Source organism: Streptomyces sp. BB1-1-1 (assembly GCF_031597775.1).
GTDB classification, from domain to species: Bacteria; Actinomycetota; Actinomycetes; order Streptomycetales; family Streptomycetaceae; genus Streptomyces; species Streptomyces thinghirensis.
Genome location: NZ_CP134203.1, coordinates 2,385,900 through 2,404,381 on the forward strand (window position 1 = coordinate 2,385,900; position 18,482 = coordinate 2,404,381).

Genomic DNA, 18,482 nt, shown 5'->3' on the forward strand with positions numbered 1-18,482 from the left:
TCAGGGCTGCCGGGTGTCGTCCGCCGCGATGATCTCTCGGCACTTGTCGACGTCGTCGCCCATCTGGACGAGCAGCGCCTCCAGCGTCTCGAACTTCGCCTGGCCCCGTACGAAGGCCAGGAAGTCCACGGCGACGTGCAGGCCGTACAGGTCGAGGCCGACGCGGTCGATGGCGTACGCCTCCACCGTGCGCTCGGTGCCCTCGAACTGCGGGTTGGTGCCGACGGAGATCGCGGCCGGCATCGCCTCGCCCTGGGCGTGCAGCCAGCCGGCGTAAACGCCGTCGGCCGGGATGGCGGTGTGCGGGAGGGTCTCGACGTTGGCCGTGGGGAAGCCCATCTCACGGCCGCGCTGGGCGCCCCGGACGACGACTCCCTCGACGCGGTGCGGGCGGCCCAGGATCTCCGCGGCGCCGGCGACGTCGCCCTCGGCGACCAGGCGGCGGGTCAGCGTCGAGGAGAAGGGTTCGCCGCCGCCCGCGTCACCGGTCACGTACAGGTCTACGACCTCGACCTCGAAGTCGTAGACCTTGCCCTGCTCGATGAGGAACTCGACGTTCCCCGCGGCCTTGTGGCCGAAGCGGAAGTTGGGGCCCTCGACGACCGCCTTGGCGCGCAGCCGGTCGACCAGGACCTTGACCACGAAGTCGGCCGCGGACAGCTTCGAGAACTCCTTGGTGAAGGGGAGGATCAGCACCGCGTCCACGCCCAGTTCCGCCATCAGTTCGGCGCGGCGGTGGTGCGGGGCGAGCAACGGCGGGTGGCTGCCGGGGCGGACGACCTCGCTGGGGTGCGGGTCGAAGGTGACGACGACGGCGGGGACGCCCAGTTCGCGGGCGCGGTCCACCGCGTGCTTGATGATCAGCTGGTGCCCGCGGTGGACGCCGTCGTAGGAGCCGATGGTGACGACGCTGCGTCCCCAGTCCTCGGGGATGTCCTCCAAGCCACGCCAGCGCTGCACTGTGTCTGCTCCTTGGTGGTTTCCGTGGTGCCTCTTACGCAGGTCTAAGGGTGCCATGCCGTCCGGCTCCCGCCCGCATCGGCATCCGCGCTGTGACCGGGTGCACGTCCGGTGCGCCGGATCCGGCTCACGCCGGGATCCGGGCGCCCGCCAGGTTCTCGATCGTGCGGCGTGCGCTGGGGCCCACCAGCGCCGCCCAGTCCTGGGGCTCGTCGGCCAGCCAGCCGGTGACCCTGGTGGCGAACCCCGGGAGGTGGCGGGCCAGGTCGACCAGGCCGCGGTCGAAGCGGGTGGCGCCGTCCGGGGTGCGGACGAGGAGGAGGCCGGTGCGGTGGACGAGGGCGGGCAGGTCGTCGCCGCCGCACCGGGCGGCCGCATGCAGCAGCGCGTCCAGGACGGCGGGGTCCTGCTCGTGGGCCAGGAGGTGCTCGCGCAACTCGCGGCGGAGCGGACCGCTGCCAGGGGCGCCGCTGCCATGGGTGCCGTCGCCGGCGAGGACACCGGCGAGCGCGGCGCGCACCGGCTCGGGACCGTCGTCGAGCAGGCCGGTGACCAGGGGGTGGAGTACGGCGCGGGCCGCGGGGTCCCGGTCGAGGCGCCGGTCGACGTACGCGGCCACGTGCCCGGCGGTCTCCGGGCGTTCCACCACGGCCTCACCGACGAGTACGGCCACCCTGCGGGCGAGCGCGGGCGTGGTGGCGTCGGCGAGCCTGCGCAGCGCCTCTCCGGCGTCCGGCCCGCGCAGCCTGGCCCGGAAGGCGTCGAGGACGGGCCCCGGATGGGTCGGCAGGGCGGCGGCCACCGCGCTCGGCGGGAGGTACGGGTCGCCCGCCGCGAAGTGGCTCAGCGCCCGCGGGAGGTGACGGTCCCGGCTGCCCGGGTCCTGGACGAGCAGGGCGAGCGCACCACCGCGCGAGGCGCTGTCGGCGGGGTCGGCGAGCAGGACCAGGGCGGCGTGGCGGAGGAGGGTGCGGTCGGCACCGGTGCGTGCGTGCGGTGCGGTGCGCAGGCCATGGGTCACCGCCGCCGTCCGCCGGGCGGGCCGCTCGTCGCGCGCCCACCGTTCGACGGCGCGGCAGAGGGCGGACGGCTCCTCCTCGGCCAGGACGGCGAGCAGTTCGTCGGCCCGTCGGTGCGCGCTGTCGACGAGTACCTCGGTGAGGCCGTCCAGGCCGCCCGGGCCGCGGTGGCGGTGCGTGTGCAGCAGCGCCTGTGCGGCCGTCGCGACGGTGGCGTGCGGGGTCGCGGGCAGCGGCCGTTCGTCGTCGAACCAACGGACGAGGAGCGGTTGCACGGCCGTCGGATCGGCGGCGAGCCGTCCGGCGACGGTGTCGAGGTGACGGGGGCCGGGCTCGTGCGGGGGGCCGTCGGCGAGGACGAGGCGGCGCAGCAGGTCCAGGCGCGTGGCCTCCGGCAGTCGCACGGCCGTCCAGAAGGCGGGCCCGAACTCCCCCGGCGCGGCCCGCCCTTCGCCGCTCCGCTCCACGATGCCGTCGGCGAGCAGCCGCAGCACCTCCGTGTACGGCGTGGCGTCGGGCACGCGCGTCAGCACCTCGGCGAGCAGCCGGGCGGCCCACCAGGAGTGCGGGTCGGCGTCCAGTGCGTGCACCAGCTCTTCGAGAGTCAGCGCGAGTTGGGGGATGCCGTACTGGCGGGCGAGGAGCAGCAGGGCCTCGACCACGGGGCCGATGCGGTGGTGCGGCACGGGGAGGGTGTGGGTGTGGGGGTCGTGCGGGGTGCCGCGGTGGTGGACGAGGGCGCGCAGGGCCTCGTCCAGGTCGAGGTGCGTGCCCTGGATCCAGTCGGCGAGCTCCTCGTGGGCGAAGCGGTAGCCGCTGCCCGCGGGTACGAGGAGGCCCTCGCCGAGTACGGCCGTTGCCCAACCGGTGCCGCCGCCGAGCCGGGCGGGGGCCGGTCCCAACGGGAACAGCGCCTCGAACGACTCCCGGTCCAGCTCGCCCTGGCCCGGGCCGAGACTGCGCCGGGCCGCCTCGTGGACCTGTCCGGAGACCTTGGCCGCGAGTCGTCGTACGGCGGTGCCGTGCAGGCCGTTCGCCGCGGCCAGGCGGTTGGCGACGCGCAGGCACGTCAGGTCCAGGTAGGCCGCGAAGACCGCGTGCCGCTCGGCGCGGGCGGGGGGCGGGGAGCCGGGGAGGGCGTCACGCACCTCCGCGAGCAGGCGAAGGGTGAGGGGGTGCCGACCGTCCGGGTCCGCGAGGGCGCCTTCCGGTAGGCGGTAGCGTGCGCGCGCCTCCCGGGCCTCGTCGTCGCGCAGATCGCCGAGCCGGACGCAGGGTGGGATGCCTGCGCCGGGATCTTCGGACCGGGGCTCGGCGTACTCGGACCGAACCGGAGCGGCCGCTGTCTCGGAGGTCGTCCTGCCGGAGGTCGTCCTGCCCGCGGTCGTCCTGCCGGCGGTCGGCGCCGTCTCCCTCGGCGCTGCGCCGGCCGCTCCGAACGGCGGTTCCGGTTCGCGATCGGCGGCCTTCGACGTGGGCGCTCTGCCTGCCGGCCCTGCCGTCGACTCCTCCAGCGCCGCTACGAGGGGCGTCCCGATCGAGGGCACTTCAGCGCCCGACGCCGGCAACGACGCGCCACTGACCGGCACGCCACACGGCTCTCCACAGGCCGCTCCGGACAGCGGCACTCCACCGCCCGCCGACCCGGGCCACGGCTCTCCGGCAGCGATCGCCCGAGGCGACGGCGCGCCCACGACCTGCCCGGACGGCCACTCCCCCGCAGCCGAGCCGGGCGGCCGCGACACTCCGGCAACCGGTCCGGACGCCGGCGCCCCCGCCACCGCCCCGTACAACAGCTCCCGCGGGAACTCCGCCCCCGCCCGCTCCCAGTACTCCGCCCGGCATGCCACCACGAGCCGCGACCCCGTGTCCCGCAGCCACGTCACCGTGCCCTCCGTCCACTCGGGGAGGCGGTGGGCCAGGACGGGCGGCATCTCCTCGGGGCCGTCGAGCAGCAGCAGAAGGGGGCGTCCGGCGGCGCGGGCGAGGTGGGCGAGGCGGTCCGGGGTGATGTCGCCGAGGCCGGCGGAGCGGGAGCGGTCCGAGGCGGCGATGATGCGGGCGGCCCGGGCCAGCGTCCTGCGTGCCGCGTCCGCCAGCGACATGTCGTCGTCCCGCAGATCGGCGCCGCGCAGCCACAGTGTGGGCGCCGGTTCCGCGCCCAGGGCGCGGCGGGAGGCGAGGGCCGCCAGCTCGGTCGTACGGCCGCTGCCGGGCGCACCGACCAGGCCGAGCACGCTGGCGCGACTTACGGCGAAGTCGGCGAACTCCCGCACCACAGCCGCGCGTTCGACCGGTCCCGCGGGGCAGCCGGTGCCCGGCCCGACCCCCGCCCCGACACCCGGATCGCTCCCGGCGCCGGAACCGGAGCCTGAGCCGGAGCTGGGCCCGGACCCGGACACGAAACCGGAGCCGGAGCTGGACCCGAAGCCGGAGCCGAACCCGGACACGAAACCGGAGCCGGAGCCGGAGCTGGACCCGAACCCGGACCCGGACCCGAAGCTGGACCCGGACACGAAGCCGGAGCCGGATCCGTGACCCACACCCCCGCGCCCACCCCCTCCCGCCGCCCCCGGCGGACCGTCCTGCCCCACCGAGGTCGCCGTGAGTGCGAGTACGCCCGCCAGATTGAGGTCGGCGCCGTAGGCCGGGACCGTCGCCGCGTTCTCGGCGAGCAGGTCGGCGAGGGGGCCGGGGACGGGAAGCAACGGCACGGCGAAGCCGACGTCGCTGTGTCCGGAACTCAGGGCGGTGCCGAGGACGCCGACGACCGCGCCGGTCGCGATGTCGAGGACCGGTCCGCCGGCCGCGCCGCCGCCCAGCCGCAGCGCGTCCCGCCCCGATGTGCCGAGCGCCAGCTCCAGGGCGTCGCCGAGGAGATGGAAGCGGTCGGTGGCCGCGTAGGTGACGTCGGTGGCGCCGAGGACCCGGGCCTCGCGCCAGCCGCCGGCGGCGATCCGGACGTACGTCCCGGCCTCGACCCTGCCGCGCGCCGCGACGGGCAGCGGCTCGGCGCCGAGGCCCTCGGTGCGTACGAGGGCCAGGCCGAGGGCGGGCAGCGGAGTCACGTCGGCGGCGGCCACGACACGGCGGCGGTCCCCGGCGCCGCTCAGCACCAGTCGGGACAGACCGTCGACCGCTTCGTGGCTGGTGATCAGCGTGCCGTGGTGGTCGGCGAGGAAACCGGTGCCTCGGGGGCGGCCGGCGAGGTCATGGACCCGGATCAGCGCGTCGTCGGGCGCGATCCGTGGCGCTTCGGTCGGCGGGGCGGGCGGCCCGCCGCACGCCTCCGGGAGGCAGTCCGGGGACCGCAGTCCTGCCCTGCCGCCCGCCGCCTCCCGGGACCGGTTCCGCGACGCCATCGTCGAACCTCCCCGCCGTACACCCGTGCTGTGTGTTCGACGGTAGGCGCGTGATGATCAATGGGACAGATCCCATGGCGAACGCGCCCCCTTCCACTCCCCCGGTTCACTCCGAGCGCCTGCCCGGACGGGTGAACAGGAAGGGAGGGTTGGATACACCCTATGTGGTGGGGGAACCGAGGGGGGACCGTGGAGCGGCGACGATGGAAGTCCCCGTGATCGCCGCTCCACGGGCGGAGCCCGACGGCAGGTCGGCTCAGCCGAATATGGCCAGGCTCTTCGCCTTGCCCTTGTGCTCCTCCACGAGCGCGAGGAAGCGGCCCTCGGGATCGAAGACGGCGACGGCACCGGCGCCCGCGTAGGAGTCGGGCATCTCCAGGCGTACACCGTTGGTGAGCAGCCGCGCCCGCTTGGCGTCCACGTCCCAGCGCGGGAAGGCGGCGGTGGCCGCGTCCGCGATCGGCATGACGGTGAGGTCCTGCTGGAGCTGGTCCAGCGTCTTGGCCGCGTCCAGCTTGTACGGGCCGACACGGGTGCGGCGCAGGGCCGTGAGGTGGCCCCCCACGCCCAGGTCGGCGCCCAGGTCGCGGGCGAGGGCGCGGATGTAGGTGCCGGAGGAGCAGACCACCGAGACCACCAGGTCCAGCACCGGGGTGCCGTCCTCGGCGACGGCGTCCCGGACGTCGTACACCGCGAAGGAGGAGACGGTGACGGGGCGGGCGGGGATCTCGAACTCCTCGCCCTCGCGCGCCCGCTTGTAGGAGCGCACGCCCTTGATCTTGATGGCGCTGACCTTGGACGGCACCTGCATGATGCGGCCGGTCAGCTTGGCGACGGCGGCGTCGACGGCGTCCCGGGTGACCTTCGAGGCGTCCTGCGACCCCGTGATCTCGCCCTCGGCGTCGTCGGTCAGTGTCGTCTGCCCGAGCCTGATCGTGCCCAGGTACTCCTTCTCGGTGAGGGCGAGGTGCCCGAGGAGCTTGGTCGCCCGCTCCACACCGAGGACCAGGACGCCCGTCGCCATCGGGTCGAGCGTGCCGGCGTGCCCGACGCGCCGGGTGCGGGCGATGCCCCGCATCTTGGCGACGACGTCGTGCGAAGTGAAGCCCGACGGCTTGTCGACGATGACAAGGCCGTCGGGCGTGGGGTGCTTGTCGGTCATTTAGCGGTGTCGTCCGTCTCGTCGGCCTCGGCGGCCTCGGCGTCGTCCTCGGACTCGTCCGGCTTGCGGTACGGGTCCGCCTCACCGGCGTACGCGGCGCCCGCGGACGCCTCGCGCACCTTCTCGTCGGACTGCCGCGCCTTGTCGAGGAGGTCCTCGATGTTCCGGGCGGTGTCCGGGAGGGCGTCCATGACGAAGGTCAGGGTCGGCGTGAACTTCACGCCCGCCGCCTTGCCGACCTCGGAGCGCAGGATGCCCTTGGCGCTCTCCAGGCCGGCGCTCGCGGCCGCGCGCTCCTCGTCGTCCCCGTACACCGTGTAGAAGACGGTCGCCTCCCGCAGGTCACCCGTGACCCGGGTGTCCGTGATGGTGACGTGCGAGCCGAGCCGCGGGTCCTTGATCCCGCGCTGCAGCTTCTGGGCCACCACCTCTCGGATGAGGTCCGCCAGCCTTTTCGCCCGCGCGTTGTCGGCCACTGGTCCGTCTCCCGTTCTCTTTCTCGTCTGCGCTTCGTCTGCGCTTCTTCTGCGCTTCTCGTGCGTTCTCTGGTCAGTCGTCGTCGCCGTGGAAGCGCCGTCTGACGGACAGCAGCTCCACCTCGGGGCGGCCGGCCACCAGCCGCTCGCACCGGTCGAGTACGTCGGACAGGTGCCCCGCGTCACCGGACACCAGGGCCAGGCCGACGACCGCCCGCCGGTGCAAGTCCATGTGCTCCACCTCGGCCGCGCTCACCGCGTACTTCCGCTGGAGCTCGGCGACGATCGGGCGGACGACGGAGCGCTTCTCCTTCAGCGAATGTACGTCGCCGAGGAGGAGGTCGAAGGACAGCGTCCCCACATACATGTGTGCAACCGGTTCACCCGCCGGCTCGGGATCGATGGCCCCGCCATCCATGTGGCGGGGACATCAGAACCGTACAACGAACGGCCGGGGCCGATCGACGGATATTGTGCTCCGCCGACCGGCCCCGGACCGCACCGTCTCGGAAGTCGGGGCTGTTACACCCGCGGCTTCTCGCGCATCTCGTACGTCGCGATGACGTCGTCGACCTTGATGTCGTTGAAGTTTCCGAGGTTGATACCGCCCTCGAAGCCTTCGCGGATCTCGGTGACGTCGTCCTTGAAGCGACGCAGGCCCACGATGTTGAGGCTCTCCGCGATGACCTTGCCATCGCGCAGCAGGCGCGCCTTGGTGTTGCGCTTGACCTCGCCGGAGCGGATGAGAACACCCGCGATGTTGCCCAGCTTGGACGAGCGGAAGACCTCGCGGATCTCCGCCGTACCGAGCTCGACCTCTTCGAACTCCGGCTTGAGCATGCCCTTGAGGGCCGCCTCGATCTCCTCGATCGCCTGGTAGATGACCGAGTAGTACCGGACGTCCACACCTTCGCGCTCGGCCATCTGCGCGGCACGCCCAGCGGCGCGCACGTTGAAGCCGATCACGATGGCGTCGGAGCCCATCGCCAGGTCGATGTCGGACTCCGTGACCGCACCGACGCCGCGGTGCAGGACGCGGATGTCGACCTCTTCGCCGACGTCCAGCTGGAGCAGCGAGGACTCGAGGGCCTCGACGGATCCGGAAGCGTCACCCTTGATGATCAGGTTCAGCTGCTGGACCTCGCCGGCCTTGAGCACCTTGTCCAGGTCCTCCAGCGACACGCGGCGCGTGCGCTTGGCGAACGCGGCGTTCCGCTCGCGGGCGGCGCGCTTCTCCGCGATCTGGCGGGCCGTACGGTCCTCCTCGACCACGATGAAGTTGTCACCGGCGCCCGGGACGTTGGTCAGGCCCAGGACCTGGACCGGCGTCGACGGACCGGCCTCGGCGACGTTGTTGCCGTTGTCGTCGAGCATGGCGCGGACGCGGCCGTAGGCGTCGCCCACCACCATCGTGTCGCCGACCCGCAGGGTGCCTCGCTGGACGAGGACCGTCGCCACGGCACCGCGGCCGCGGTCGAGACGGGACTCGATCGAGATGCCCTGCGCGTCCTGGACCGGGTTGGCCCGCAGATCGAGCGAGGCGTCCGCGGTGAGGACCACGGCCTCCAGCAGGGAGTCGATGTGCAGACCCTGCTTGGCGGAGATGTCGACGAACATGGTGTCGCCGCCGAACTCCTCGGCCACCAGGCCGTACTCGGTCAGCTGACCGCGCACCTTGGTCGGGTCGGCGCCCTCGACGTCGATCTTGTTGACCGCGACGACGATCGGGACGTCGGCCGCCTGGGCGTGGTTGAGCGCCTCGACCGTCTGCGGCATGACGCCGTCGTTGGCCGCGACGACCAGGATCGCGATGTCGGTCGACCGCGCACCACGGGCACGCATGGCGGTGAACGCCTCGTGACCCGGGGTGTCGATGAAGGTGATCTTGCGCTCTTCTTCGTTGACCTCGGTCGCGACCTGGTAGGCACCGATGTGCTGGGTGATGCCGCCGGCCTCGCCCGCGATGACGTTCGTCTTGCGGATGGCGTCGAGCAGCCGGGTCTTACCGTGGTCGACGTGACCCATGACGGTCACGACCGGCGGACGGACGACCAGGTCCTCCTCGGAGCCCTCGTCCTCGCCGAACTCCAGGTCGAAGGACTCGAGCAGCTCGCGGTCCTCCTCCTCCGGGCTGACGATCTGAACCGTGTAGTTCATCTCGCCGGCGAGGAGCTGGAGCGTCTCGTCGGAGACGGACTGGGTCGCGGTGACCATCTCGCCGAGGTTCATCATGACCGCGACGAGCGACGCCGGGTTGGCGTTGATCTTCTCCGCGAAGTCGGTGAGCGAGGCACCGCGCGACAGGCGAATGGCTTCGCCGTTGCCGCGAGGCAGCATCACGCCGCCGACCGACGGGGCCTGCATGGCCTCGTACTCCTGGCGCCTCTGCCGCTTCGACTTGCGACCGCGACGCGCGGGACCGCCGGGACGACCGAAGGCGCCCTGCGTGCCACCACGGCCACCCGGGCCACCGGGACGACCGCCGAAGCCGGGACGGCCACCGCCGCCACCGAAGCCGCCGCCACCACCGGGACGACCGGCGAAACCGCCGCCGCCACCGGGACGACCGCCGCCGCCACCGCCACCGGGACGACCGGCGAAGCCGCCGCCGCCACCGGGACGACCGCCGCCGCCGGGACGACCGGCACCGCCGGGACCGCGACCGCCGCCACCGGGGCCGGGACGCGGGCCGGCAGCGGGACGCTGCGGCATCATGCCGGGGTTCGGACGCGGGCCGCCGCCGGGACGGGGACCTGCGCCGCCGCCCTGCGGACGCGGCATCGAGCCCGGGCTCGGACGGTTGCCGCCCGGAGCCTGGGGACGAGGACCGCCGCCCTGACCGCCGGGAGCCTGCGGACGGGGACCGGCGCCGGGGGCACCGGGACCACCCGGGCGCGGGCCGCCCTGCGGACGGGGCGCCTGCGGGCGCGCCATGCCGGCGTTGCCGCCGGAGGTGAAGGGGTTGTTACCCGGACGCGGACCGCCGGGGCGGCCTCCGGGACGCTGCGCCGGGGCGCCGGGGCGCTGGCCACCGGGACGGCCCTGGCCGCCCTGCTGACCGCGGTCCTGACCCGGACCGGACGGACGGCTGCCGCCGGGCTTGGGAGCACCGGGACGCGCGCCACCGGGCTTCGGTCCGGCCGGAGCCGGAGTCGAGGCGGCCGGAGCGGCCGGAGCAGCCGGCGGAGCGGTGAACTCCGGGGCGGCGGGGGCCGGACGCGGCGCGGGCTTCGGGCCCGGCGTCGGCCGCTGGCCCTGGGACTGGCCCTGGGACGGCGCCGGCGCGGGGGCCGACGGAGCCTCGGGCTGCTGGGCAGCCGCGGGCTTGGGCGCGGCCGGCGGCCGCGGGGCGGCCGGGCGGGCCGCCTGCGCCGGGGACGGCGCGGCGGGCCTGGGGGCCGCCTTCTTCGGGGCCGCGGGGCGACCGGCGGACCGGCCGTTGCCACTGCCCTGCTGGAACGCGTCTGTCAGCTTGCGTACTACGGGCGCCTCGATCGTCGAAGACGCCGAACGGACGAATTCACCGAGCTCCTGGAGCTTGGCCATGACGACCTTGCTCTCGACACCGAACTCCTTGGCGAGTTCGTAGACCCGGACCTTAGCCACTTCGCTCCTCTGAGGTCCGGGTTGCGTCCGGACCGTCGCTAGTTCATGGGCGTACTCATCGCGTACTCATCGAGTGCTCATCGCAATCTCGACCTGCTTTCACTTCGCGAGGTACCAGGCCGCACGGGGTTCCGTACGACTCGTCTTCCTTGGCACGTTGCCTACAGCTGCTGTCGGCAACCCTGTGCCTGCTCGACGTAGCGGCGCAACGCCTTTACGTCGAGCGGCCCCGGGACGCGGAGCGCCCGCGGGAACGCCTTGCGGCGCACTGCCTGGTCGACACAGACCGGTGCGGGGTGCACATAGGCACCCCGGCCGGGCAGCGTACCGCGTGGATCGGGGGTGCAATCACCCTCGACCGCCACAGTGCGCAGCAGCTCGCTCTTGACCGCTCGCTCCCGGCACCCCACGCAGGTGCGCTCGGGGCATGCTCGGGTACGTGTCCGGCCAGACACAGCTAAGTCTACCTCCCCGGACCGACCTCACCCCTTTGGGGCAAGAATCGAACACATACCGCACGCAAGACTGTCGTGATCTCAGCGCCGTGCGGCTTGGATCTATTCCCCGCGCCCCGCCGACGGACGGTCGGACGACTGCTCGGACGAGTGCTCGGACGGCTGCTCGGTGTCCGGCCGGATGTCGATCCGCCAGCCGGTCAGCCGGGCCGCGAGGCGGGCGTTCTGGCCCTCCTTGCCGATCGCCAGCGACAGCTGGTAGTCGGGCACGATCACGCGTGCGGAGCGGGCCGCCAGGTCCACGACCTCCACCTTGGAGACGCGGGCCGGGGAGAGCGCGTTCGCCACCATCTCGGCCGGGTCGTCCGACCAGTCGACGATGTCGATCTTCTCGCCGTTCAGCTCGCCCATGACGTTGCGCACCCGGCCGCCCATGGGGCCGATGCAGGCGCCCTTGGCGTTCAGGCCCGAGCGGGTGGAGCGTACGGCGATCTTGGTGCGGTGGCCGGCCTCGCGGGCGATCGCCGAGATCTCGACGGACCCGTCGGCGATCTCCGGCACCTCCAGGGCGAAGAGCTTCTTCACCAGGTTGGGGTGCGTGCGGGACAGCGTCACGGAGGGGCCGCGCACGCCCTTGGCCACCCGGACGACGTACGAGCGCAGCCGCATGCCGTGCGGGTAGGTCTCGCCCGGCACCTGCTCCTGCACCGGCAGGATGGCCTCCAGCTTGCCGATGTCGACGAGCACGTTCTTCGGGTCGCGGCCCTGCTGGACCACGCCGGTGACGATGTCGCCCTCACGGCCGGCGTACTCACCGAGCGTCGCGTCGTCCTCGGCGTCGCGCAGCCGCTGCAGGATGACCTGCTTAGCGGTGCTGGCGGCGATACGGCCGAAGTCGGACGGGGTGTCGTCGAACTCCCGGGCCGCCTGGCCCTCTTCGAGGTCGTCGGGGTCCTCCTTCGCCCACACGGTCACATGCCCGGTGTCCCGGTTGAGCTCCACGCGCGCGTGTCGGCGGCTTCCCTCGGTGCGGTGGTAGGCGATGAGGAGGGCCGACTCGATCGCTTGGACCAGCAGGTCGAAGGAGATCTCCTTCTCCCGTACCAAGCCCCGCAGGGCGCTCATGTCGATGTCCACGGCTACGCCTCCTCCTCTTCCGTCGTGTTCTTGTCGTTCTTGTCGCCGCTGTCGTCCTTGCGGTTGAACTCCACCTGGACGCGGGCCTTGTCGATGTCGGTGAAGGCGAGTCTGCGGGTGGTGGCCTTGCGGCCCTTCACTCCGGGCACTTCGAGGTCGAGTCCGTCGTCGTCCACGCCGAGAACGCGTGCGACCAGTTCGCCGCCCTCGTGGAGCTGGAACCGCACCAGGCGGTCCGTGGCGCGCACATAGTGGCGGTGCTCGGTGAGGGAGCGCTCCGCGCCCGGGGTGCCGACCTCGAGGGTGTACTCGGCCTCGCCCATCGCGTCGCTCTCGTCGAGCTTCGCCGAGAGCGCGCGGCTCACATCGGCGATCCGGTCCAGGTCCGCACCGGTGTCGGAGTCGACGACGACACGCAGCACACGCTTGCGGCCGACCGAGTCCACCGCGATCTCTTCGAGGTCCAGGCCCTGGGAGGCGACGAGCGGCTCCAGCAGCTCTCGCAGCCTCTCGCTCTGGGTGGTGCTCATCCGGGTGACTCCTCGGCCGCGTGTGCTGTTGTGGGACGGTGCGCGTGTCTGGTCAAAGGGTATCCGGTCCCGGGGGGTGTTGCCGTCCACCCGGGACCGGCGGCGCCGATGAGTGGTGCCCGGCCGGGGCCCGGGTACCGTGATCACGGGCAGGCCGCACCGCGGGTTCCCGCCGCTCGCCCGTCGCTTTGCCGTCGCTTCCGTACGAGCCTGTCGAGGACGTCTGCCGTGTCGTTTTCCTCATCGCCGCGCCCGCCCGCGTCGCCGCGCCCGCCCGCGTCGCCGCGCCTGCCCTCGGGGCCGCGCAGAAGGACCCTGCTCGCCTCGGCCGCCGGGGCCGCCCTGCTCGTCGGCTGTTCCGGCGGGCCGGGCGACGGCGGCACGGAGGGCAGTCCGTCGGCCGCCGACCGGGCACGCGCGCGTGCGGCCCGGGACAGCGAGGAACTGGCCGGACGGTACGCGGCGGTGATCACCGCACATCCGGGGCTGGCGGAGCGGCTGAGGCCGCTGCACGCGGAGGTGGTGCGGCACGCGGAGGCGTTCGGTGCCGTGCGTGCGGCCTCGCCGAAGGCGTCGCCCTCGGTCTCCGCGCGGGCCGCCGGACCGGAGGACGCCTCCGCCGCCGTACCGGCGGCCGAGAAGGACGCCCTGGCCCTGCTCGCCGCCGCCGAGCGGGAGCTGGCCGACCGGCGGGCCCGGGCGCTGCTGGAGGTGCCGGGCGAGCTCGCCCGGCTGCTGGCCTCGGTGGCGGCGGCCGGATCCGCGCACGTGTATCTGCTGACGGAGGGTGACGGGTGAGCGAGGCGGAGGACCGGGAACTGGACGCCGTCCAGGCGGCGCTGGCGGCGGAGCACGCGGCCGTGTACGGCTACGGGGTCGTCGGCGGCCGGGTCGGCGAGGAACGGCGTACCGAGGCGCGGACGGCCTACGACGCCCACCGGGCGCGGCGGGACGCGCTGGCGCGCAAGGTGCGCGACCTCGGCGGCAAGCCGGTCGCCGCTGCGGCCGGGTACGCGCTGCCCTTCGAGGTGCCGGACTCGGCGGCGGCGGTGCGGCTGGCGGCCGAGCTGGAGGAGCGCGTGGCCGGTGTCTATTCGGACCTGGTGCGGGCGGCGGAGGGCGAACGCCGGGCCGCGGCGGCGGGGGCGCTGCGGGAGGCGGCGGTCCGGGCGGTGCGCTGGCGGGGCGGGAGCGTAGCCTTCCCTGGGCTCGCCGAGCGGGCCGGCAGCCCGTCGACCCCGGATGCGGCGCCGGACCAGGCCTCGGGCCCGGCCTCGGACCCGGCTTCGGCTTCGGCTTCGGGGACACCGACCGCGTAACACGTACGGCTGCCCGTACGGGAAGGGAACGGCTCGCGCATGGCTTTCGAACCGCCGCGGCGTCTGGTCAGGGCGCTCGGTGAGACGGCACCGGACGGTGACGACTGGTTGGAGAAGCTGCCCGAAGCGGCGGAGCGGGCCGTGGCGCTGCGCGAGTTGACCGCGGAGCGGGTGCAGGTGCCCGGCGGGCGCAGCAGTCTGGTGGTCCTGGTGCGGACGGCCGGCGGGACGCCCGCGGTGCTGAAGCTGGCCCCGCGCCGGGCGCGCCCGGAGAGCGAGCGGGCCGCGCTCGCCCACTGGGGCGGACTGGGCGCCGTACAGCTGCTCGAAGCGGAGACCGCGGAGGGCGTACTGCTGCTGGAGCGGCTGCATCCGGACGTTTCGGTGCGGTCGCTGCCGGAGGCGAAGGCGTTGCTGGAGGCCGCGGGGACGCTGCGGCGGCTGTGGGTCGAGCCGCCCGCCGGTCACCCATTCGAGACCGTGGCCGAGCGGACCGGGCGGCAGGCCGAGGCCATGCGGGCGGGCGCGGTGGCCGGCCCCGAGGTGGCGCCGCTGGTCGACGCGGCGCTCGCGGCCCGCGAGGAACTGCTGGCCGCGCCGCCCGAAGCGCGGCTTCTGCACGGCACGTTCCGGCAGAGCAAGGTGCTCGCCGGGGACCGGATGCCCTGGCTCGCCGTGGGCCCGGACCCGGTGGTCGGCGAGAGCGCCTTCGACCTCGCGCGGTTGGTGCGGGACCGGGTGGAGGACCTCATCGCCCAGCCTTCGGGCGCCTCGACGACCCGGCGGCGGGTCAAGCGGCTCGCGGAGTCGCTGGAGGTCGACCAGGAACGGCTGCGCGGCTGGACGCTGTTCCGCGCTGTCGAGTCGGGCGTACGGGCCCGCCGGGTGGGCCGGGAGCAGGACGCGGAACTGCTGCTGGAGTTCGCGAGCTGGCTGTAGGACGCCGGAGGGCGCGGCGGGGAGTCGACGCGGCGCCTGATCACGCCGTCCTGGCTCCCTACCGCGTCGTCTCCGCGTCCGGCGCCGCGGGTTCGGGCGTCTTGGCTTTCGTGTGGAGGACCTCGCGGGCCTGCTCGGCGGCGCGGGCGGTGCTCTCGCTGACGAAGTCGAGGAAGCGGGCGACGTTCTCCAGGCGGGCGCCGGCCGGGGTGCCGGAGCCGAGGACGCCTACGCCCTGCCGTGCGGTCTCGACGACCTGGGCGATGGACCGGGCACTGGCCACCGTGGACTGGTACCAGATGTCGTCGTCGACGACGTAGCGCTCGCGGCGGCGTTCGTCGCGTTCCCGGCGGACGAAGGCCTGCTCGTCGAGGAACGCGATCGCTTTGGAGACGGACGCCGGGCTCACCTGGAGGCGCTGGACGAGTTCGGACGCGGTGAGGCTGCCGGAGTCGGTGAGGGTGAGACAGGCCATGACCCGGGCCATCATCTTGGGCATGCCCGAGGCCATGAGGACCGTGGTGAACACCTCCTCGTACTCACGCACGGCGTCGGCGTCCCGCCCGTGGGCCTGCGGCGTCGCCTTCGGGCCCTGGGGGGCGGCCTGCCTGCGCCGGTGGGCTCGGTGTTCGGTGGCGCGGTGGGCGAGGTCGGCACGGTAGGCGGTGGGGCCGCCGTTGCGCATCACCTCGCGCGTGATCGTCGAGGTCGGGCGGTCGAGGCGTCTGGCGATCTCCGCGTAGGCGAGGCCGTCGGCCAGCCCGAGTGCGATCCGCTGACGTTCCTGCTGAGTGAGCCTGCCTCCGGGCACCGCTGCCTCCTTCGTACTGCCGTGGTGTCACCACCATAGCGTTCGCTTTCAATCCATTGCAACGCCAGCGAGTCCGTCGTTGCATTAAGCGGGAAGGCCATTGCAACAAATAGACAGCCTTCACCTGCGGTGACAGGGATTGGATGCAACAGACTTGTTGATGGATCCGTGAATGCAACGTAGCGTTTCGAACGTCAGAAAGCAGCGCGACGAAGGAGAGCACGATGCAGACGTTCGACACTCCCACCCCGATCGCCACCGTCCTGGACATCCCCGCCGGACGCATCCGGTTCATCGCCGCCGACCGGGCCGACACCACTGTCGAGGTACTGCCCGCGAACGCCTCGAACGGCCGCGACGTGAAGGCGGCGGAGCGGACCAGGGTCGAATACGGCGACGGCGTCCTGCGGGTCGAGGCTCCGGCGGACAACCGGATCCTCGGCAGCTCCGGCTCCATCGAGGTGACCATCCAGCTGCCCGCCGACTCCCGGGTCGAGGGGAAGGCGGCCAGCGCCGAATTCCGGGGCGTCGGACGGCTCGGCGACGTCGCCTTCGAGAGCTCGCACGGCTCGGTCAAGCTCGACGAGGCCGCGAGTGCCCGGCTCACCACCCTCGCCGGTGACGTCTCGGTCGGCCGCCTGGACGGCCCCGCGGAGATCAGGACCGCCAAGGGCGACATCCGGATCGCCGAGGCCGCGCGCGGCACGGTCGTGCTGCGCACCGAGGCCGGCGAGGTGTCGGTCGGCGCCGCCCACGGAGTCTCCGCCTCCCTGGACGCCGGCACCGGCTACGGCCGGATTCACAACGCGCTCAGGAACACCGACGGCGCCGCCGCGGACCTGACCATCCACGCGACCACCTCCTACGGCGACATCGTCGCCCGCAGCCTCTGAGGAGCACCGATCATGACCACTCCGGCCATCACCGCGAACGGGCTGCGCAAGTCCTACGGCGACAAGGTCGTCCTCGACGGCATCGACCTGCACATCCCGACCGGGTCCGTGTTCGCCCTGCTCGGCCCGAACGGCGCCGGCAAGACCACCGCCGTCAAGATCCTCTCCACCCTCGTCTCCGCCGATCCCGCCTCCGGTGAGATCCGCGTCGGCGGCCACGACCTCGCCTCCGACCCGCAGGCGGTGCGGGCCGCGATCGGTGTCACCGGGCAGTTCTCCGCCGTGGACGGCCTGATCACCGGCGAGGAGAACATGCTCCTCATGGCCGACCTGCACCACCTCTCCAAGAAGGAGGGGCGACGGGTCACCGCCGAACTGCTGGCGCGGTTCGATCTCACGGAGGCGGCGAAGAAGCCCGCCGCCACCTACTCCGGCGGCATGAAGCGCCGCCTCGACATCGCCATGACCCTCGTCGGCGACCCCCGCATCATCTTCCTCGACGAACCCACCACCGGCCTCGACCCCCGCTCCCGCCACAACATGTGGCAGATCATCCGCGAACTCGTCACCGGCGGCGTCACCGTCTTCCTCACCACCCAGTACCTCGAAGAGGCCGACCAGCTCGCCGACCGCATCGCCGTACTCAACGACGGCAGGATCGCCGCCCAGGGCAGCGCCGAGGAACTGAAGCGGCTCATCCCCGGCGGACACATCCGGCTCCGCTTCACCGACCCGGCCGCCTACCAGCGCGCCGCCTCCGCACTGGGCGAGGTCACCCGGGACGACGAGGCACTGGCACTGCGGCTCCCCAGCGACGGCAGCCAGCGCGAGCTGCGCTCCGTCCTCGACCGGCTGGACTCCGCCGGCGTCGAGGCCGACGAACTGACCGTGCACACCCCCGACCTCGACGACGTGTTCTTCGCCCTGACCGGCCCCGGCATCCCGAACCAGCCCAAGGAGGCCCTCCGATGAGCTCCCTCTCCCTCGCCGTGCGCGACTCGTCCACCATGCTGCGCCGCAACCTGCTGCACGCCCGGCGCTACCCGTCCCTCACCCTGAACCTGCTGCTCACGCCGGTCATGCTGCTGCTGCTCTTCGTCTACGTCTTCGGCGACGTGATGAGCGCGGGCATCGCCGGCGGCGGCGCCGACCGCTCCGACTACATCGCCTACCTCGTGCCGGGTCTCCTCCTGATGACCATCGGCAGCACCACGATCGGCACCGCGGTGTCCGTCTCCATGGACATGACCGAGGGCATCATCGCCCGCTTCCGCACCATGGCGATCCACCGCGGCTCCGTACTCATCGGGCACGTCATCGGCAGCGTGCTCCAGTCCGTCATGAGCGTGGTCCTCGTCGGCGCCGTCGCCGTGGCCATCGGCTTCCGCTCCACCGACGCCACCGCCCTGGAATGGCTGGCCGCGTTCGGACTGCTCGTGCTCTTCGCCACGGCACTCACCTGGATCGCCGTCGGCATGGGTCTGATCAGCCCGAACGCCGAGGCCGCCGGCAACAACGCGATGCCGATGATCCTGCTGCCGCTGCTCTCCAGCGCCTTCGTCCCGGTCGACGCGATGCCGGGCTGGTTCCAGCCGATCGCCGAGTACCAGCCCTTCACACCCGCCATCGAGACCCTGCGCGGGCTGCTGCTCGGCACCGAGATCGGCCACAACGGGTGGCTGGCGGTCGCCTGGTGCCTGGGGCTCGCGGTGCTCGGCTACTTCTGGTCGGCCGCGAAGTTCAACCGCGACCCGAAGTAACCGCCATGAAAGCGGGCCACATCCCGCGACCCGTTCCGCCCGAGGGCGGCGTA

The 18,482-nt window shown here is 73.1% G+C and carries 16 protein-coding genes; 6 read left to right on the forward strand and 10 right to left on the reverse strand.

What is annotated here, in order from left to right; all coding sequences use genetic code 11:
* The 9 genes from RI578_RS10970 to rimP all read right to left on the reverse strand — a co-directional run bounded on the left by RI578_RS10970 (window position 1) and on the right by rimP (window position 12,707).
* Window positions 1-960 (reverse strand): bifunctional riboflavin kinase/FAD synthetase, encoded by a 960-nt coding sequence (locus RI578_RS10970; protein WP_310870920.1) that lies wholly within the window; start codon window positions 958-960, stop codon window positions 1-3.
* Between the two features lie 127 nt (window positions 961-1,087).
* Entirely contained in the window at window positions 1,088-5,341 is a 4,254-nt protein-coding gene (locus RI578_RS10975; protein WP_310870921.1) for a hypothetical protein, read from the reverse strand.
* A 256-nt stretch (window positions 5,342-5,597) separates the two neighbouring features.
* A complete protein-coding gene (truB, locus tag RI578_RS10980; protein WP_310870922.1) occupies window positions 5,598-6,503 on the reverse strand; it encodes a tRNA pseudouridine(55) synthase TruB in 906 nt (301 codons plus the stop codon).
* Window positions 6,500-6,979, reverse strand: a complete 480-nt coding sequence (gene rbfA, locus RI578_RS10985) for a 30S ribosome-binding factor RbfA (protein WP_310870923.1) — start codon at window positions 6,977-6,979, stop codon at window positions 6,500-6,502. Before rbfA ends, truB begins: the two co-directional genes overlap by 4 nt.
* 73 nt (window positions 6,980-7,052) lie before the next feature.
* Window positions 7,053-7,346, reverse strand: a complete 294-nt coding sequence (locus tag RI578_RS10990; protein WP_121749465.1) for a DUF503 domain-containing protein — start codon at window positions 7,344-7,346, stop codon at window positions 7,053-7,055.
* Window positions 7,347-7,501: 155 nt separating this feature from the next.
* A complete protein-coding gene (gene infB / locus RI578_RS10995; protein ID WP_310870924.1) occupies window positions 7,502-10,585 on the reverse strand; it encodes a translation initiation factor IF-2 in 3,084 nt (1,027 codons plus the stop codon).
* A 161-nt stretch (window positions 10,586-10,746) separates the two neighbouring features.
* Window positions 10,747-11,040, reverse strand: coding sequence for a YlxR family RNase P modulator (locus RI578_RS11000; RefSeq protein WP_310870925.1), 294 nt, complete (start codon window positions 11,038-11,040; stop codon window positions 10,747-10,749).
* A gap of 102 nt (window positions 11,041-11,142) precedes the next feature.
* Complete coding sequence (nusA, locus tag RI578_RS11005; RefSeq protein ID WP_310870926.1) at window positions 11,143-12,177, reverse strand: transcription termination factor NusA; 1,035 nt, start codon at window positions 12,175-12,177, stop codon at window positions 11,143-11,145.
* A 2-nt stretch (window positions 12,178-12,179) separates the two neighbouring features.
* A complete protein-coding gene (gene rimP, locus RI578_RS11010; protein ID WP_310870927.1) occupies window positions 12,180-12,707 on the reverse strand; it encodes a ribosome maturation factor RimP in 528 nt (175 codons plus the stop codon).
* Between the two features lie 228 nt (window positions 12,708-12,935).
* On the opposite strand from rimP, the gene RI578_RS11015 reads away from it, so the two are divergent.
* Genes RI578_RS11015 through RI578_RS11025 form a run of 3 tightly spaced genes read left to right on the forward strand, consistent with a single transcriptional unit; the run spans window position 12,936 to window position 14,965 of the window.
* On the forward strand, window positions 12,936-13,505 hold the full coding sequence (locus tag RI578_RS11015; RefSeq protein WP_310870928.1) for a hypothetical protein: 570 nt from the start codon (window positions 12,936-12,938) through the stop codon (window positions 13,503-13,505).
* The gene (locus tag RI578_RS11020) at window positions 13,502-14,026 is read left to right on the forward strand and encodes a DUF4439 domain-containing protein (RefSeq protein ID WP_310870929.1); all 525 of its coding nucleotides are present in this window, start codon (window positions 13,502-13,504) and stop codon (window positions 14,024-14,026) included. The genes RI578_RS11015 and RI578_RS11020 overlap by 4 nt, the downstream gene beginning before the upstream one ends.
* Window positions 14,027-14,065: 39 nt before the next feature.
* Window positions 14,066-14,965 carry an aminoglycoside phosphotransferase family protein gene (locus RI578_RS11025; RefSeq protein ID WP_310870930.1) on the forward strand — a complete coding sequence of 300 codons (900 nt, stop codon included), beginning with the start codon at window positions 14,066-14,068 and terminating at the stop codon, window positions 14,963-14,965.
* A 58-nt stretch (window positions 14,966-15,023) separates the two neighbouring features.
* On the opposite strand, the gene RI578_RS42695 is transcribed toward RI578_RS11025, so the two are convergent.
* Entirely contained in the window at window positions 15,024-15,776 is a 753-nt protein-coding gene (locus RI578_RS42695; protein ID WP_399059881.1) for a helix-turn-helix domain-containing protein, read from the reverse strand.
* Between the two features lie 224 nt (window positions 15,777-16,000).
* Here RI578_RS42695 and RI578_RS11040 point away from each other — a divergent pair, with 224 nt between their 5' ends.
* From RI578_RS11040 to RI578_RS11050, 3 genes are read left to right on the forward strand one after another with little or no spacing between them, the layout of a single operon-like run.
* Window positions 16,001-16,669, forward strand: coding sequence for a DUF4097 family beta strand repeat-containing protein (locus tag RI578_RS11040; protein WP_310870931.1), 669 nt, complete (start codon window positions 16,001-16,003; stop codon window positions 16,667-16,669).
* A gap of 12 nt (window positions 16,670-16,681) precedes the next feature.
* Entirely contained in the window at window positions 16,682-17,641 is a 960-nt protein-coding gene (locus RI578_RS11045; protein ID WP_310870932.1) for an ATP-binding cassette domain-containing protein, read from the forward strand.
* Window positions 17,638-18,429 carry an ABC transporter permease gene (locus RI578_RS11050; protein ID WP_310870933.1) on the forward strand — a complete coding sequence of 264 codons (792 nt, stop codon included), beginning with the start codon at window positions 17,638-17,640 and terminating at the stop codon, window positions 18,427-18,429. The genes RI578_RS11045 and RI578_RS11050 overlap by 4 nt, the downstream gene beginning before the upstream one ends.
* Window positions 18,430-18,482 lie beyond the last annotated feature (53 nt).

Bases quoted from the DNA above. Each gene is read 5' to 3' on its own strand.
- RI578_RS10975 (WP_310870921.1), bottom strand. From the start codon at position 5,341: ATGGCGTCGCGGAACCGGTCCCGGGAGGCGGCGGGCGGCAGGGCAGGA.
- truB (WP_310870922.1), bottom strand. From the start codon at position 6,503: ATGACCGACAAGCACCCCACGCCCGACGGCCTTGTCATCGTCGACAAG.
- RI578_RS10990 (WP_121749465.1), bottom strand. From the start codon at position 7,346: ATGTATGTGGGGACGCTGTCCTTCGACCTCCTCCTCGGCGACGTACAT.
- rimP (WP_310870927.1), bottom strand. From the start codon at position 12,707: ATGAGCACCACCCAGAGCGAGAGGCTGCGAGAGCTGCTGGAGCCGCTC.
- RI578_RS11025 (WP_310870930.1), top strand. From the start codon at position 14,066: ATGGCTTTCGAACCGCCGCGGCGTCTGGTCAGGGCGCTCGGTGAGACG.
- RI578_RS11040 (WP_310870931.1), top strand. From the start codon at position 16,001: ATGCAGACGTTCGACACTCCCACCCCGATCGCCACCGTCCTGGACATC.
- RI578_RS11045 (WP_310870932.1), top strand. From the start codon at position 16,682: ATGACCACTCCGGCCATCACCGCGAACGGGCTGCGCAAGTCCTACGGC.
- RI578_RS11050 (WP_310870933.1), top strand. From the start codon at position 17,638: ATGAGCTCCCTCTCCCTCGCCGTGCGCGACTCGTCCACCATGCTGCGC.